This window comes from Pseudomonas sp. PSKL.D1 (assembly GCF_028898945.1).
GTDB lineage: Bacteria > Pseudomonadota > Gammaproteobacteria > Pseudomonadales > Pseudomonadaceae > Aquipseudomonas.
Genome location: NZ_CP118607.1, coordinates 4,127,086 through 4,142,310 on the forward strand (window position 1 = coordinate 4,127,086; position 15,225 = coordinate 4,142,310).

The 15,225-nt window shown below is 63.6% G+C and carries 14 protein-coding genes; 2 read left to right on the plus strand and 12 right to left on the minus strand.

Annotated features, from left to right (window positions below; all coding sequences use genetic code 11):
* Positions 1–241 precede the first annotated feature (241 nt).
* Genes PVV54_RS18175 through accD form a run of 3 tightly spaced genes read right to left on the minus strand, consistent with a single transcriptional unit; the run spans position 242 to position 3,079 of the window.
* A complete protein-coding gene (locus PVV54_RS18175; RefSeq protein ID WP_274906585.1) occupies positions 242–895 on the minus strand; it encodes an SPOR domain-containing protein in 654 nt (217 codons plus the stop codon).
* A 4-nt stretch (positions 896–899) separates the two neighbouring features.
* On the minus strand, positions 900–2,186 hold the full coding sequence (gene folC / locus PVV54_RS18180; RefSeq protein ID WP_274906586.1) for a bifunctional tetrahydrofolate synthase/dihydrofolate synthase: 1,287 nt from the start codon (positions 2,184–2,186) through the stop codon (positions 900–902).
* On the minus strand, positions 2,186–3,079 hold the full coding sequence (gene accD / locus PVV54_RS18185; RefSeq protein WP_054902374.1) for an acetyl-CoA carboxylase, carboxyltransferase subunit beta: 894 nt from the start codon (positions 3,077–3,079) through the stop codon (positions 2,186–2,188). The genes folC and accD overlap by 1 nt, the downstream gene beginning before the upstream one ends.
* Here accD and PVV54_RS18190 point away from each other — a divergent pair.
* Positions 3,078–3,317: a hypothetical protein gene (locus PVV54_RS18190; RefSeq protein WP_274906587.1), complete on the plus strand. Its 240-nt coding sequence runs from the start codon at positions 3,078–3,080 to the stop codon at positions 3,315–3,317. The genes accD and PVV54_RS18190 overlap by 2 nt on opposite strands.
* Here the strand turns inward: PVV54_RS18190 and PVV54_RS18195 are convergent.
* The 9 genes from PVV54_RS18195 to leuC form a co-directional block, all read right to left on the minus strand.
* Positions 3,304–3,924 carry a phosphoribosylanthranilate isomerase gene (locus PVV54_RS18195; protein WP_274906588.1) on the minus strand — a complete coding sequence of 207 codons (621 nt, stop codon included), beginning with the start codon at positions 3,922–3,924 and terminating at the stop codon, positions 3,304–3,306. The genes PVV54_RS18190 and PVV54_RS18195 overlap by 14 nt on opposite strands.
* A 60-nt stretch (positions 3,925–3,984) precedes the next feature.
* Positions 3,985–4,836, minus strand: a complete 852-nt coding sequence (gene truA / locus PVV54_RS18200) for a tRNA pseudouridine(38-40) synthase TruA (RefSeq protein WP_274906589.1) — start codon at positions 4,834–4,836, stop codon at positions 3,985–3,987.
* Between the two features lie 108 nt (positions 4,837–4,944).
* Positions 4,945–7,578 carry a FimV/HubP family polar landmark protein gene (locus tag PVV54_RS18205; RefSeq protein ID WP_274906590.1) on the minus strand — a complete coding sequence of 878 codons (2,634 nt, stop codon included), beginning with the start codon at positions 7,576–7,578 and terminating at the stop codon, positions 4,945–4,947.
* A 71-nt stretch (positions 7,579–7,649) separates the two neighbouring features.
* Positions 7,650–8,654, minus strand: a complete 1,005-nt coding sequence (locus tag PVV54_RS18210) for an aspartate-semialdehyde dehydrogenase (protein ID WP_274906591.1) — start codon at positions 8,652–8,654, stop codon at positions 7,650–7,652.
* Between the two features lie 209 nt (positions 8,655–8,863).
* On the minus strand, positions 8,864–9,976 hold the full coding sequence (gene asd / locus PVV54_RS18215) for an aspartate-semialdehyde dehydrogenase (protein WP_274906592.1): 1,113 nt from the start codon (positions 9,974–9,976) through the stop codon (positions 8,864–8,866).
* A 63-nt stretch (positions 9,977–10,039) separates the two neighbouring features.
* Entirely contained in the window at positions 10,040–11,122 is a 1,083-nt protein-coding gene (leuB, locus tag PVV54_RS18220) for a 3-isopropylmalate dehydrogenase (protein WP_274906593.1), read from the minus strand.
* Positions 11,123–11,176: 54 nt separating this feature from the next.
* The gene (locus tag PVV54_RS18225; protein WP_274906594.1) at positions 11,177–11,941 is read right to left on the minus strand and encodes a class I SAM-dependent methyltransferase; all 765 of its coding nucleotides are present in this window, start codon (positions 11,939–11,941) and stop codon (positions 11,177–11,179) included.
* 143 nt (positions 11,942–12,084) lie between these two features.
* Positions 12,085–12,729 carry a 3-isopropylmalate dehydratase small subunit gene (leuD, locus tag PVV54_RS18230; protein ID WP_274906595.1) on the minus strand — a complete coding sequence of 215 codons (645 nt, stop codon included), beginning with the start codon at positions 12,727–12,729 and terminating at the stop codon, positions 12,085–12,087.
* Complete coding sequence (leuC, locus tag PVV54_RS18235) at positions 12,726–14,159, minus strand: 3-isopropylmalate dehydratase large subunit (RefSeq protein WP_274906596.1); 1,434 nt, start codon at positions 14,157–14,159, stop codon at positions 12,726–12,728. Before leuC ends, leuD begins: the two co-directional genes overlap by 4 nt.
* 130 nt (positions 14,160–14,289) lie before the next feature.
* Here leuC and PVV54_RS18240 point away from each other — a divergent pair, with 130 nt between their 5' ends.
* Positions 14,290–15,168: a LysR family transcriptional regulator gene (locus PVV54_RS18240; RefSeq protein ID WP_274906597.1), complete on the plus strand. Its 879-nt coding sequence runs from the start codon at positions 14,290–14,292 to the stop codon at positions 15,166–15,168.
* Positions 15,169–15,225 lie beyond the last annotated feature (57 nt).

The following is a 15,225-nucleotide window of genomic DNA, read 5'->3' on the forward strand; positions in this document are numbered from 1 at the left end:
AGACCTTTGAGGCGGCGCATTTTACCAGAGCATGGGGCTTGGGGTAAGCGGAATTAGCAGTGGGCAAGCCCGCACCCACGGGGGTTTCATGGACTTTAAAGTCAGGAAAACGCGCACCAAGGCTGGCAACCATGGCCTGACAGGTTCGGCACGTTGCAACAAATGTAGGAGCGGCTTTAGCCGCGATACGCCGCGTGGGCGGCGCTCGATCTGACAGGCAACAAAAAAAGAAAGGCGAAAACTAACCGCGTTCTGGCTGGAACCGCACCACAAAACCTTTGAGGTTGTGCTTGCGGTTGATCGCATCACGCACACGCTCCGCTTCGGCGCGCTCGATCAACGGCCCCACATACACCCGATTCATGCCACCGGCCGAACGGACATAGGCGTTGTAACCCTGGCTACGCAGCGTATTTTGCAGGCTTTCGGCCCCCGCCCGATTGGACAGGCTCGCCAACTGGATCGACCAGCTGACCGGCAAACCGTTGGTGTCGATTTTTGACGGCGCACTGGCCGTGGCCGCTGGGGCCGGGCGAGATTCGACCTTGGGGGCAGGCGTCGGCACCGGCGTCTGCGCTTTTGGCTGAGGCTGCGCCTGGGTTTGCGGCGACGGCGTGATCGGCTGGCTTGGGGTTGCCACCGGGGCTGTGGACTCATTGACCACCACCGGCGGTTGCTCGGGCTCTTCGGGCAGCGGCTGCGGCTCGGGCACGGCCACTGGCTCCACCTTCACCTCAGGCAACGTCGGCATGGCCGGGGCCTGCGGGGCCTCAACCTGTACCTGGCGCATTTCGTCTTCACGGGTGAACAGCATCGGCAGGAAAATCACCGCCAATGCCACCAACACCAATGCGCCCACCATGCGCTGTTTCATTCCTTTGTCCAGCACTGCCATCTAGTCACCCCTCCAGGGCCTGCCGCTCCAGCCACGCCAAGGCTTCGGCAACACAGAAAAACGAACCGAACAGCAGAATCTGGTCATCCACCGTCGCCTGCGCGCATTGCCCTTCGAGGGCGGCGTCGACACTGGGGTAAGACTTCACCGCGGCACCAAGGTTCGTCAAGGCACCCGCCAGCTCTGCCGCCGGGCGGCTACGTGGCGATTGCAACGGTGTGACCGCCCAGTCGTCCACCAAGCCTTGCAACGGCGCGATGACACCTCCGAGATCCTTGTCAGCCAGCAACCCGAACACTGCCAGGCGGCGGCCCTTGAGCGAACGGTTGGACAAGCGGCGGGCCAGGTACTGCGCCGCATGGGGGTTGTGCCCCACATCCAGCAGCAGCTCCACCCGCTTGCCTTGCCAGTTGACCACGCGACGGTCCAGACGCCCGGTAATGCGGGTGTCGAGCAACGCCTGGCGTATGCACCCTGCGTCCCATGGCATGCCCATCAACAGATAAGCCTGCAGGGCCAGGGTGGCATTTTCCATTGGCAGGTCCAGCAACGGCAGGTCGCGCAACGCAACCTGACTGCCATCTGCCTGCGTACCGCGCCAGTGCCACACGCCCTCGCCAACGGCCAGGTCAAAGTCACGACCGCGCAGGGACAGCGGGGCCGACAGCTCGGCCGCCTTGTCCAGCAAGGGTTGCGGCGGGTCCAGATCGCCACACAGCGCCGGCTTGCCGGCACGGAAGATACCGGCCTTTTCGAAGGCCACTTTCTCGCGGGTATCCCCCAGGTAATCGACATGGTCGACGCCGATGCTGGTGACCAGCGCCAGGTCGGCATCCACCACGTTCACAGTATCCAGGCGGCCACCCAGGCCCACTTCCAGCACCACGGCATCCAGCGCCGACTGATGGAACAGCCAGAACGCCGCCAGCGTGCCCATTTCGAAGTAGGTCAGGGAAACGTCGCCCCGCGCCGCCTCAACGGCGGCAAAGGCCTGACACAGGCGCTCATCGCTGGCTTCCTGGCCGTCGATCAGCACCCGCTCGTTGTAACGCAGCAGGTGGGGCGAGCTATACACCCCCACCTTCAGCCCCTGGGCGCGGAGCATCGACGCCACGAACGCACAGGTCGAGCCTTTGCCGTTGGTGCCAGTTACCGTGACGATGCGCGGCGCCAGCTTGCCCAGCGCCAGCCGGGCGAGCACCGTCTGCGAACGCTCCAGCCCCATGTCGATGGCGACGGGGTGCAACTGCTCGAGGTAGGCGAGCCACTCGCCCAGGCTGCGCTCCGTCATCACGCGACCGCAGCCGCCTCGCGCGCCTGCTCAGGGGTTTCCTGGCCGGTCATTTGCGCCAACAGGCGCGCCAGGCGTGGGCGCAGTTCGCCACGGGAGATGATCAGGTCGATGGCGCCATGCTCCAGCAGGAACTCGCTGCGCTGGAAGCCTTCCGGCAGTTTCTCGCGTACGGTCTGCTCGATCACGCGCGGGCCGGCGAAGCCGATCAGTGCCTTCGGTTCGCCAACAATGACGTCACCCAGCATGGCCAGGCTGGCGGATACACCACCGTAAACCGGGTCGGTCAGCACCGAAATGAACGGAATGCCTTCTTCGCGCAGGCGCGCCAGCACCGCAGAGGTCTTGGCCATCTGCATCAGCGAGATCAGTGCTTCCTGCATGCGCGCGCCACCGGAGGCCGAGAAGCAGACCATCGGGCAGCGGTTTTCCAGGGCGTAGTTGGCGGCACGCACGAAGCGCTCACCGACGATGGCACCCATGGAACCACCCATGAAGGAGAACTCGAAGGCGCTGACCACGATCGGCATGCCCATCAGGGTGCCGCTCATGGAGATCAGGGCGTCTTTTTCGCCGGTCTGCTTCTGCGCACCGGCCAGGCGGTCCTTGTACTTCTTGCCGTCACGGAACTTCAGGCGGTCGACCGGTTCCAGGTCGGCGCCCAGTTCGGCACGGCCTTGCGCATCGAGGAAGATGTCGATGCGTGCACGCGCGCCGATGCGCATGTGGTGGTTGCATTTGGGGCAGACATCCAGGGTCTTCTCCAGCTCCGGACGATACAGCACGGCCTCACAGGCCGGGCACTTGTGCCACAGGCCTTCCGGCACCGAGCTCTTCTTCACCTCGGAACGCATGATCGATGGGATCAGTTTGTCGACTAACCAGTTGCTCATGCTTTATTTCTCCAGTAATTGGCGGGCGGGGGCCAGTGTTGCCGGCCATGCGCTGCCCTTTGAGCTCAAAATCTTCACTAAAACCATGACGGCCCGGCCACAGGAGCTGCCTGCGTACCGCGCCGCCGTCAACGTGTTCTTTGGCCGCCAGCGTACCGACAGCCTGCCCCGCGGGGCTACGAAAGCTATGGACGATGGCGCGCAGCCAGCCGTCACATCTGGCATCAAGCCTGTTTGACCGCCTGCATGAACGCTTCGATCTTCGCTGCGTCCTTGATGCCCTTGGCCTGCTCGACACCGCCGCTGACATCCACGGCATACGGCCTTACCTGGGCAATCGCCTGCCCGACGTTGTCGGCCGACAACCCGCCAGCCAGAATGATCGGCTTGCTCAGCCGCGCCGGCACCAGCGACCAGTCGAACGCCTCGCCGGTCCCCCCCGGGACGCCAGGTACAAAGGTATCGAGCAGGATGCCACGGGCGCCCGCGTAAAACTGGCAGGCCGCCTCCAGGTCGTCACCGGGGCGCACGCGCAAGGCCTTGATCCACGGGCGGTGGTAGCCCTCGCAATCCGCTGGCGTTTCGTCGCCGTGGAACTGTAGCAAATCCAGTGGCACGGCCTCGAGGATCTCGTTCAGTTCGCAGCGCGAGGCATTGACGAACAGCCCGACCGTGGTCACGAAAGGCGGCAGCTCGGCCATGATCGCCCGCGCCTGGCGCACATCCACGGCACGCGGGCTTTTGGCATAGAAGACAAAGCCAATGGCATCGGCACCCGCCTCGGCGGCGGCCAGCGCATCCTCGATGCGGGTGATCCCGCAGATTTTGCTGCGAACATTGCTCATGGGCGGCAAACCTTGACTGCTCGATGAAAGGGCCGATGGTAGCAAAAGCGATTTGGCCCGTCAGTCGGCCAACGCCTCATAGCCGGTGAGAAAGTGTGGGCCAATGTAACGCTTGGGCAGCGCGTACTCTTCGGGGTATTCCACCTGCACCAGATACAGGCCATAAGGGTGCGCCGTCACACCGCCTTCGCTGCGGTTGCGCCCTTCCAGCACGTCACGCGCCCAAGTCGCGGGGCGCTCGCCGGCGCCGATGGTCATCAGCACCCCGGCAATGTTGCGCACCATGTGGTGCAAGAACGCCGTGGCACGCACGTCCAGCACGATCATCTGGCCGTGGCGGGTAACCCGCAGGTGGTGGATGTGCTTGATCGGCGACTTGGCCTGGCACTGGCTGGCGCGGAAGGCGCTGAAGTCATGGGTGCCCAGCAGGAACTGCGCGGCCTCGGCCATGCGTTCGACATCCAGCGGGCGGTGGTTCCAGGTGACCTCTTCAGCCAGGTGCGCGGGGCGGATCGGGTCGTTGTAGATCACATAGCGGTAGCGCCGGGCGCAGGCCTTGAAACGGGCGTGAAAGTCCGCCGGCATGGGCCGTGACCAGACCACACTGATGTCGTGTGGCAGGTTGAAGTTGGTGCCCAGGGTCCAGGCGCGCTCATCACGCACGGCGCGGGTGTCGAAGTGGACGATCTGGCCGCAGCCATGCACCCCGGCGTCGGTGCGCCCCGCGCAGATGACGCTGATCGGCTCGTTGGCCACGGTCGACAGGGCTTTTTCCAGGGCCTGCTGAACACTGGGCACGCCACTGGCCTGGCGCTGCCAGCCTCGGTAGCGCGAGCCTTTGTACTCAACGCCCAGAGCAATGCGGGTGAAGCCTTCGGCGGCGGATTCGGAGGCGGTGTCGATGATGTCCAAGAACGGGGAACCTGTGGGGTGGAACGGGATTGCGGGGGATTATAACGGGTGTGAACCGGTTACGGCCCCTTCGCGGGTAAACCCGCGAAGGGGCCGGCACAGCAAACATCAAACCAGCCGGGAGAGCATCTCTTCGGCTTCCTGACGCTGAGTGTCATCGCCATCCTTGACCACTTCATCAAGGATGTCCCGCGCGCCCTGGTGGTCGCCCATGTCGATGTAGGCACGTGCCAGGTCGAGCTTGGTGGCCACTTCGTCGCTGCCAGAGAAGAAGTCGAAGTCCAGGTCGTCCAGCGGCTCCGGCTCTGCAGCCGCATCGGCCGCCGTGAAGTGCTGCTCCAGGGAGGGCGACTCAAGGTTTTGCGACAACTTGTCCAGCTCTGCGTTGACGTCGCTCAGCTCAGACGCGAAGTTCTTGGCGGCCGGCGAGTCATCTTCCAGCGACAGCGACAGGTCGAAGTCGTCCGGCAGCTCCAGCTCGGAGATCGGGTCGAATTCCGGCATGGCGTCAAAGGCTGCCAGCTCGGCAGCCACATCCACCGGTTCTTCATCGGTTACGGCAGGCGCTTCGGGTTCGCCCACATCGAGGTCGAAATCAGCCAGATCATCGACACTTTGCGGCTCAACCTGAGCCTGCGCCAGCATCGCTTCAAACTCTGCATCCGCGTCACTTTCCAGCTCGACGGTCGAGACCGGCTCGGGCACGATTTCAGGCTCAGGCTCCATCAGCGCAGCCGCATCCAGCATCGGCGGGTCGAGCGGGTCTTCCAGCGGCAGATCATCACCCAAGCTGAGGTCGAAGGCGCTGTCGAGGTCGCTCTCTTCCGGCGACGGTGCTTCGGCAATGACTTCCGGCTCCGGTGTCGGCTCCGGTTCGGGCTGGGCTACAGGCTCTGGCTCTGGCTCGACGGCTGCCACTGGCGCTTCAGCAGGCTGATCCTGCAACAACTCCTGAACGTACTGCTCGTCCATTTCAGCCGCCAACGCGGCAGCACCCAGACCTGCTGCGGCAACGCCGAGCATGGCCGGGTAACGCTCTTTCAGGCCATTGACCTGCAGAACGTTCTCATCAGTGGTTGCCAGCTTGCGTTCCTGGTCGACAAACGCACTGTGGTCGCCCTGGCGCGCGTATACGTCCATCAGCTTCAGGCGCAGGCCATCGTGCGCCGGCTGCGCTGCAACGGCTGTTTCCAGCAGGTCGGCCGCGTGGTTCAGGCGGCCACGGGCCAGGCTTTCATCGACCTCGGCCAGGAGCGCGGCATTCGGGTCCTGCACAGGCTCCGGCGCTTCGACCGCCGGCGCGGGTTTTTCGGCTGCGACGGCCGCTGCTGCAGACGCGGCGACAACGGCCGGCGACAGGGTGACTGTCGGCGAAGACACTTCCAGCTCGTCAAAGCTGCTTGGCGGCAGGTCGAGGTCAGGGTTGCGGTCGCCCTCCTCGGACAGCGCGCGGGCCATGCGCAGGTGCTTCTCAGCCTCCTGCTGGGCCTTGCGCTTGCGGGCCAGTAGCAACAGCAACAGCAGCAGCACCAGAAAGGCAGAACCAGCGATCAGGCCCAACGCAACCGGGTTGGCGAGCAATCCGTCCACCGCGCCCGGCTTCTCGGCTGCGGCGGCCGTGCCCGGCGCGGTATCGACCGCAGCAGGCGCAGGCGCCACCACCGGCTCGGCCGGGGCTGGCTGAGCACCATCGGCCGGCGGCACGGCTGCGCCGGGCGCAGGTGCGGCATCCCCCGCCGCCCCTTGGGCTTCAAGGCGTGCCAACTGGTCGTTCTTGAGCTGGATCAAGCGTTCCAGCTTGTCCATCTGGCTCTGCAGGTCACTCACCTGGCTTTTGAGCTCGGCATTGTCACGGCGGCTGGTGTCCAGGCTTTCCTGGGCCACGGCCAGCTTGTCGCTGATCGCCTTGGCATTGCCTGTACCGCCCTGCCCCGGAGTAACCAGGCGCAGGTTGTCACCCTGGGTGATGCGGTCGGGGGCGGCATCGGCGGCACCACGGCGGGTGGCATCCAACTGGCGCGCACGCGGGCCGAGGCGGCGGCCTTCTCGCCAGGCCGCATACTGCTCGGCCACTTCGCGGTTCGCCTCACCCTGGGGGATGCTCTGGATCTGTTGCTGATCGGGCAGGCGCAATACCTGGCCAACTTTCAACTGGTTGATGTTGTTGCCGATGAAAGCGTCCGGGTTCAGCGCCTGGATGGCGATCATGGTCTGCTGCACCGAACCGCCACCCTGGGTATTGCGCGCGGCAATCTGCCACAAGGTGTCGCGGCGCTTGGTGGTGTAGCTGCCGGCACTCACCGCTGGGGTAACGCCAGCCGCGCCCGGCTGTTGGCCTTGAGCCTTGGCCTGATCGAGCAACACGCTGTAGTCACGCAGCAGCCGCCCTTGGGGCCACATCACCTGCACCAGGAACTTGACCACCGTGCCGGGCAGCGGCTGGCTGGAGGTCACGCGCAGCACGCTCTTGCCGTTGGGGTTGATCACCGGGGTAAAGGTAAGGTCTTCGAGGTACGTCGGATACTCCACCCCGGCCTTGCTGAACTCTTCCGGCGGCGCCAGGCTTGGCGCCACTTCGGTGGCGGTGAGGTCGCGCACATCGAGCAATTCGATCTCGGCGTCCAGCGGCTGATTCTGCGCCGACTTCAGTGTCAGCTCACCCAGCCCCAGGGCATTCGCCATGCCAGACGACAGCGCCGACGCTGCCGCCATGGCCAAAACCAGTTTGCGAATTCGAAGCATGACCTCTTCCCTTGTATGAATCGTCCCAAATACCGCATGCGGTGTAGGACAAAAGTGCTCGCCAGTATCTTTTACGCCATGTGTTTAATCAACAATTGCGCCAATTGCACGGCGTTGAGAGCCGCGCCCTTGCGCAGGTTGTCGGTGGTCAGCCAGAGGTTTAGCTGCTGGTCTTCATCAATTCCATGACGCACACGACCAACATAGACCACGTCTTGGCCAACTGCGTCACCCACAGGGGTCGGATAATCATCACGGTCCACCAGTTCGACGCTCTCGGCCGCTTCAAGCGCATGGTTGACCGCCGCCAAATCGACCGGGCGACGGCTCTGCACGGCCACACTCAAGCTATCGCCGAAAAACACCGGCACTTGAATGCACGTCGCAGAAATCTTCAACGCTGGCAGGCCTAGCAGCGTGCGCGACTCATGCACCAGCCGCCGCTCCAGGGCACCGTGGCCTTGCTCGTCGATGGCGCCGACCTGGGGCAACAGGTTGAACGCGACCTGGCGGTCGAAGAAGCGCGGCTCCAGCGGGCGGGCGTTGAGCAGCTCGGCCGTTTGCCGGGCCAGTTCGTTGACGGCTTCACGGCCTTGGGCAGAAACGGCCAGCGAGGCCATGACTTGAATGCGCTCGATGTCCAGCAGCTCGCGCAACGGGGCCAGCGCCACGGCCAGGGCCACAGCGGCGGAGCATGGGCTGGCGATACGTGCCGGGAACTTGAGGCTGGCGAGGGTGGCAGCGTTGGCCTCCGGCACGATTGCGACGGCGTCCTCCAGCCCCCCGGACAGGTCGATCACGGTGCAACCGGCCTGCTGGGCTTTGTCGGCGAAACTGCGGCTCACGGCCGGGTTGGCGGCGAAGAAGGCCAGTTTGACCTGCGCGAAGTCGAAGCTGTCCACTTCACGCACTTTGATTTTCTTGCCGGCGAACATCACGCTGCTGCCCGCCGACTCCATGCTGGCCAGCAGGTGCAGGGTCGTGACCGGGAAGGCCAGCTCTTCGAGGATCTGCACGAGGGTTTCACCGACGCTGCCGGTGGCGCCGACGACGGCGATGTCCAGGGGGGTGGTCATGGAGGGGATCCTTGTTAGCTGTAACGGCGGGGGGCGGCACTTTACTTGGATTGTAGGCGTTTGTCTGTGCTGGCCCTATCGCGGATAAATCCGCTCCTACAGATTATGTGAATACCCTGTAGGAGCGGATTTATCCGCGATAAGGCCAGCACAGGTATAAAAAAACCCGCGCTGTCACCAGCACGGGTTTCTGGAACCACCGGAAACGATCAACGCTCCAGCAGAATCCGCAGCATGCGGCGCAGCGGCTCGGCCGCGCCCCACAGCAGCTGGTCACCCACGGTGAACGCGCCCAGGTACTGCGAACCCATGTTCAGTTTGCGCAGGCGGCCAACCGGGATGTTCAGGGTGCCGGTCACGTTGGTCGGGCTCAGCTCCTGCATGCTGATTTCGCGCTGGTTCGGCACCAGCTTAACCCATGGGTTGTGCTGGCTGATCATGCCTTCGATGTCGGCCAGCGGCACGTCCTTGTTCAGCTTGATGGTCAGCGCCTGGCTGTGGCAACGCATGGCGCCAATGCGCACGCAAATGCCGTCAACCGGGATCGGGCTCTTGAAGCGGCCGAGGATCTTGTTGGTTTCGGCCTGGGCCTTCCACTCTTCACGGCTCTGCCCGTTCGGCAGTTCCTTGTCGATCCACGGGATCAGGCTGCCGGCCAGCGGCACGCCGAAGTTTTCGGTCGGGTAGGCTTCGCTGCGCATGGCCTCGGCAACCTTGCGGTCGATGTCGAGGATGGCGCTGGCAGGGTTGGCCAGGTCATCTGCCACGGCAGCGTGGGTAGCGCCCATCTGCTTGATCAGCTCGCGCATGTTCTGCGCGCCGGCACCCGAGGCCGCCTGGTAGGTCATGGCACTCATCCACTCGACCAGGCCGGCTTCGAACAGGCCGCCCAAGCCCATCAGCATCAGGCTGACGGTGCAGTTGCCGCCGATGTAGTTCTTGGTACCGGCATCGAGCTGCTGGTCGATCACCTTGCGGTTGACCGGGTCCAGCACGATTACCGCGTCATCCTGCATGCGCAGGGACGAGGCGGCGTCGATCCAGTAACCCTGCCAGCCGGCTTCGCGCAGCTTCGGGAACACCTCGTTGGTGTAGTCGCCGCCCTGGCAGGTCAGGATCACGTCGAGGGTCTTGAGCTCTTCAATCGAATAAGCGTCCTTGAGGGGAGCAATTTCCTTGCCCACGCTCGGACCTTGGCCACCGACATTGGAGGTGGTGAAGAACACCGGTTCGATAAGGTCGAAGTCCTGCTCCTCCAGCATCCGCTGCATGAGCACGGAACCGACCATACCGCGCCAACCGATCAGACCTACACGTTTCATCGCAACTACACCTTTGCTAAAAGTGGGCCGCCACCGGGAAGTTTTGGTAGCGGGCCAGAGAGATTACAGATTCCGCAGCGCTGCGACTACTGCGTCGCCCATTTCCTGCGTGCCAACTTTGTTACAACCGGCCGACCAGATGTCGCCGGTACGCAGCCCTTGGTCCAGCACCAGGCTGACGGCCTTCTCGATGGCGTCGGCGGCAACCTGCTGGTTGAAGCTGTAACGCAGCATCATCGACACCGACAGGATGGTCGCCAGCGGGTTGGCGATGCCCTGGCCTGCGATGTCCGGAGCCGAACCGTGGCAAGGCTCGTACATGCCCTTGTTGTTGGCGTCCAGCGAGGCCGAAGGCAGCATGCCGATGGAGCCGGTGAGCATGGAAGCTTCATCCGACAGGATGTCACCGAACATGTTGTCGGTCACGACCACGTCGAACTGCTTGGGTGCGCGCACCAGCTGCATGGCGGCGTTGTCGACGTACATGTGGCTCAGTTCGACGTCCGGGTAGTCCTTGGCCACTTCTTCAACCACTTCGCGCCACAGCTGGCTGGATGCCAGTACGTTGGCCTTGTCCACCGAGCACAGTTTTTTGCCGCGCACGCGGGCCATGTCGAAGCCGACACGGGCAATGCGGCGCACTTCGCTTTCGCTGTAAGGCAGGGTGTCGTAGGCCTGGCGCTCGCCGCCTTCGAGTTCGCGCTGGCCGCGCGGGGCACCGAAGTAGATGCCGCCGGTCAGCTCGCGCACGATCAGGATATCCAGGCCCGCGACGATTTCCGGTTTCAGCGACGAAGCGTCAGCCAGTTGCGGGTAGAGGATGGCCGGGCGCAGGTTGGCGAACAGGCCCAGTTGCGAACGAATCTTCAGCAGGCCGCGCTCAGGGCGGATGTCACGCTCGATCTTGTCCCACTTCGGGCCGCCCACGGCGCCCAGCAGTACGGCGTCGGCCTGGCGGGCACGCTCGAGGGTTTCGTCAGCCAGCGGCACGCCGTGCTTGTCGATGGCGGCGCCGCCGATCACATCGTGCGCCAGGCTGAAACCGAGTTGGTACTTGTCGTTGGCCAACTCCAGCACTTTGACCGCTTCGGCCATGATTTCCGGGCCAATGCCGTCACCTGGGAGAATCAGAATCTGCTTGCTCATGCGTTCCTCTATCCATTCAAGCGGCGCGGCCAAGCGGGCCACACCGAACAATACTCAGCGCTCGGCCCACAACACCAGAACATCGGTGCTGAATGAGCCGTCGGCCTCAATCTGGTAATACTGCCGCACTTCTTCGCCCATGGCTTGCTGCAATTGGCGGATCGCCACGCGCAGCGGCTCGGGAGTGCGCATGCGCTCGACCCACGACTGCCACTCCAGGCGCAGGCGCTGACGGGTATGGCTGGTCACGTGCAGGCCGGCCTCACTGACGTGGCGCTGCCATTCGGCGACGGAATAATCACGGACGTGGCTGGTGTCGCGCAGCACTTCCGCGGTTTGCAAATAGGTGTCCAGCAGCGGGCTGCCGGGTGACATCACATCGATGAATGCCGCCACGCCGCCCGGCTTGAGCACCCGGCGCACTTCGCGCAAGGCCAGGCCCAGGTCGCTCCAGTGGTGCGCCGAATAACGGCTGAACACGAAATCGAACGACGCATCGCCGAACGGCAGGCGCTCGGCGGCGCCACATTCGGTGGTGATGTTGCCGAGCCCACGCTCGGCAGCGGCAGCGGCGACCACATCGAGCATCGATTGTGACAGGTCGTAGGCGACCACTTCGGCAACCAAGGGGGCGACGTGGAAGCTGACATGGCCGGCGCCGCAACCCAAGTCCAGCACGCGGGCGCTACCCTGCCCCGCCAGCGCAGCCTGTAGCAGGGCGAATTCGCTGCCTTGGGCGTGCACGGCGCTGCTGAGGTAGGCGCTGGCCTGTTCGCCGAACTGGCGTTGGACCACGTCGGTGTGGGGGGTGCTGGTCATGGGTATCTATCCTTGGGTGGTGTGTTGCCTTTGCCGGCCTCATCGCGGATAAATCCGCTCCTACAAGGACCGCACGTTACCTGTAGGAGCGGATTCATCCGCGATGAGGCCGGCACAGGCACTGCAAGTGCCGGCTATATCACTCAGGCATCCCGAAACAACCAGGGCTGCGCGGCTCGGTGCTTCTGCTCAAACGCCTTGATCGAATCACTGTCCTGCAAGGTCAGGCCGATATCGTCCAGGCCGTTGAGCAGGCAGTGCTTGCGGAACGCATCGATCTCGAAGTGCAGCACCTTGCCGTCCGGGCGGGTCACCGCCTGGGCCTGCAGGTCGACGGTGAGCTGGTAGCCAGGGTTGGCTTCGACTTGCTTGAACAGCTCGTCGACCTCTTCGTCGCTCAAGATGATCGGCAACAGGCCGTTCTTGAAGCTGTTGTTGAAGAAAATGTCGGCAAAGCTCGGCGCGATCACGCTGCGGAAGCCGTATTCGTCCAGCGCCCACGGGGCGTGCTCACGGCTGGAACCGCAACCGAAGTTTTCACGCGCCAGCAACACGCTGGCACCTTGATAGCGCTCGTGGTTGAGCACGAACTCCTTGTTCAGCGGGCGCTTGCTGTTGTCCTGGTAGGGCTGGCCCACGTCCAGGTAGCGCCACTCGTCGAACAGGTTAGGGCCAAAGCCGGTACGCTTGATCGATTTCAAAAACTGCTTGGGGATGATCTGGTCGGTATCGACGTTGGCACGGTCCAACGGGGCAACGAGGCCAGTGTGCTGGGTAAAGGCTTTCATGCTGCGCTCCCTTGGATCAACTCGCGGACATCGATGAAGTGGCCGGTCACCGCGGCGGCGGCGGCCATGGCCGGGCTGACCAGGTGGGTACGGCCACCGGCGCCCTGACGGCCTTCGAAGTTGCGGTTGGAGGTGGACGCGCAGTGCTCGCCGCTTTCCAGGCGGTCCGGGTTCATCGCCAGGCACATCGAGCAGCCCGGCTCACGCCATTCAAAACCGGCCTCGAGGAAGATCTTGTCCAGGCCTTCACGCTCGGCCTGAGCCTTCACCAGGCCCGAACCCGGCACGACGATGGCCTGCTTGACGGTGGCGGCAACCTTGCGGCCCTTGGCAATTTCGGCGGCAGCACGCAGGTCTTCGATGCGCGAGTTGGTGCACGAGCCGATGAACACGCGGTCCAGGAAGATATCGGTGATGGCTTGGTTGGCGCTCAAGCCCATGTACTTCAAAGCGCGCTCGATCGAGCCACGCTTTACCAGGTCGGCCTCGGCGGCCGGGTCCGGCACACGCTGGTCGACAGCCAGAACCATCTCTGGCGAAGTACCCCAGCTGACCTGCGGCTTGATATCGGCGGCGTCAAGCTCGACCACGGTGTCGAACACCGCATCATCATCGGACACCAGGTCTTTCCACGATTCGACGGCACGCTCCCACTGCTCGCCTTTTGGCGCGTACGGGCGGCCTTCTACGTAGGCAACGGTGGTGGCGTCAGTGGCCACCAGGCCCACACGGGCACCGGCCTCAATGGACATGTTGCAGATGGTCATGCGGCCTTCCATCGACAACTCACGGATGGCACTGCCCGCGAATTCCATGGCATGGCCATTGCCACCGGCGGTACCGATCTTGCCGATAACGGCGAGGACGATGTCCTTGGCGGTGACACCGGCAGGCAATTTGCCTTCCACGCGCACCAGCATGTTCTTCATCTTTTTGGCGACCAGGCACTGGGTGGCGAGCACATGCTCGACCTCGGAGGTGCCGATGCCGTGGGCCAAGGCGCCGAAAGCGCCGTGGGTGGAAGTGTGCGAGTCGCCGCAGACCACTGTCATGCCCGGCAAGGTGGCACCCTGCTCCGGGCTGATGACGTGGACGATGCCCTGGCGCACGTCGTTCATCTTGAATTCGACGATGCCGTATTCGTCACAGTTTTCATCAAGGGTTTGCACCTGAAGGCGCGACACCTGGTCGGCGATGGCCTCGATACCGCCCTTGCGCTCTGGCGTGGTCGGCACGTTGTGGTCCGGGGTAGCGATGTTGGCATCGATGCGCCACGGCTTGCGGCTGGCCAGACGCAGGCCTTCGAAGGCCTGTGGCGACGTCACTTCGTGAATGATATGCCGGTCGATGTAGATCAAGGACGAGCCGTCATCACGGCGCTTGACCTCGTGGGCTTCCCAGAGTTTGTCGTAAAGCGTTTTGCCAGCCATCAGACTGTTCCTCATCAGCGTCTTTCTATGCCAAAGACCCCTTGGCTTGTACGGACGATGCTATGGCGATAGATTGAATAACTCAAATTCATAATTTTCATGCTTTGCATAACCATCAGGAATTCGAAAGATGGACCTGGCCAACCTTAGCGCCTTCATAGCCATTGCTGAGACGGGAAGCTTTTCCGGCGCCGGTGAGCGCCTGCACCTGACCCAACCCGCCATCAGCAAACGCATTGCCGGCCTTGAGCAGCAACTGGATGTGCGCCTGTTCGACCGCCTGGGCCGCGAGGTAACGCTGACCGAGGCCGGCCGGGCATTGCTGCCCCGTGCCTATCAGATCCTCAACGTACTCGATGATACCCGACGTGCACTCACCAACTTGACCGGGGAGGTGAGCGGTCGGCTGACCCTCGCCACCAGTCACCACATCGGCTTGCACCGCCTGCCCCCGCTTTTACGGGCATTCACCCGACAATTTCCGGCGGTGGCGCTGGATATTCAGTTCATGGATTCAGAAGCGGCCTACGACGAAATTCTCCATGGCCGCGCTGAAATCGCGGTCATCACCCTGGCGCCAGAGCCCCACCACCTGGTCAAGGCCGTACCGGTATGGGACGACGCCCTGGACTTCGTGGCCGCTCCGGAGCACCCGCTGGCCAGCAACGGTGAGGTCAATTTGGCCGATGTTGCCCGCCATCCGGCAGTTTTCCCGGGCGGGAACACCTTTACCCACCACATTGTGCAACGCCTGTTCGAAAGCCAGGGGCTGACGCCGAACATCGCCATGAGCACCAACTACCTGGAAACCATCAAGATGATGGTGTCCATTGGCCTTGCCTGGAGCGTTTTGCCACGCACCATGCTGGATGAGCAAGTTGCACCCATCGCTTTACCCGGCATACAGCTGTCGCGCCAGCTAGGCTACATTTTGCACACGGAGCGAACGCTTTCGAACGCGGCCCGGGCCTTCATGGCCCTGCTCGACGGGCACGCGGGGTCCGCCTGACCGGTCGTCAGCCCGGCATTTCCACTTCAAGGACGCGTCAAACGCCAAAGGTCTGGT

Excerpts from the sequence above, each read along its gene's own strand:
- leuB (WP_274906593.1), bottom strand. The coding sequence starts at position 11,122 with ATGAGCAAGCAGATTCTGATTCTCCCAGGTGACGGCATTGGCCCGGAA.
- PVV54_RS18240 (WP_274906597.1), top strand. The coding sequence starts at position 14,290 with ATGGACCTGGCCAACCTTAGCGCCTTCATAGCCATTGCTGAGACGGGA.
- leuC (WP_274906596.1), bottom strand. The coding sequence starts at position 14,159 with ATGGCTGGCAAAACGCTTTACGACAAACTCTGGGAAGCCCACGAGGTC.
- PVV54_RS18210 (WP_274906591.1), bottom strand. The coding sequence starts at position 8,654 with ATGACCACCCCCCTGGACATCGCCGTCGTCGGCGCCACCGGCAGCGTC.
- PVV54_RS18225 (WP_274906594.1), bottom strand. The coding sequence starts at position 11,941 with ATGACCAGCACCCCCCACACCGACGTGGTCCAACGCCAGTTCGGCGAA.
- accD (WP_054902374.1), bottom strand. The coding sequence starts at position 3,079 with ATGAGCAACTGGTTAGTCGACAAACTGATCCCATCGATCATGCGTTCC.
- folC (WP_274906586.1), bottom strand. The coding sequence starts at position 2,186 with ATGACGGAGCGCAGCCTGGGCGAGTGGCTCGCCTACCTCGAGCAGTTG.
- PVV54_RS18190 (WP_274906587.1), top strand. The coding sequence starts at position 3,078 with ATGCTTTATTTCTCCAGTAATTGGCGGGCGGGGGCCAGTGTTGCCGGC.
- asd (WP_274906592.1), bottom strand. The coding sequence starts at position 9,976 with ATGAAACGTGTAGGTCTGATCGGTTGGCGCGGTATGGTCGGTTCCGTG.
- leuD (WP_274906595.1), bottom strand. The coding sequence starts at position 12,729 with ATGAAAGCCTTTACCCAGCACACTGGCCTCGTTGCCCCGTTGGACCGT.
- PVV54_RS18175 (WP_274906585.1), bottom strand. The coding sequence starts at position 895 with ATGGCAGTGCTGGACAAAGGAATGAAACAGCGCATGGTGGGCGCATTG.
- PVV54_RS18195 (WP_274906588.1), bottom strand. The coding sequence starts at position 3,924 with ATGAGCAATGTTCGCAGCAAAATCTGCGGGATCACCCGCATCGAGGAT.
- PVV54_RS18205 (WP_274906590.1), bottom strand. The coding sequence starts at position 7,578 with ATGCTTCGAATTCGCAAACTGGTTTTGGCCATGGCGGCAGCGTCGGCG.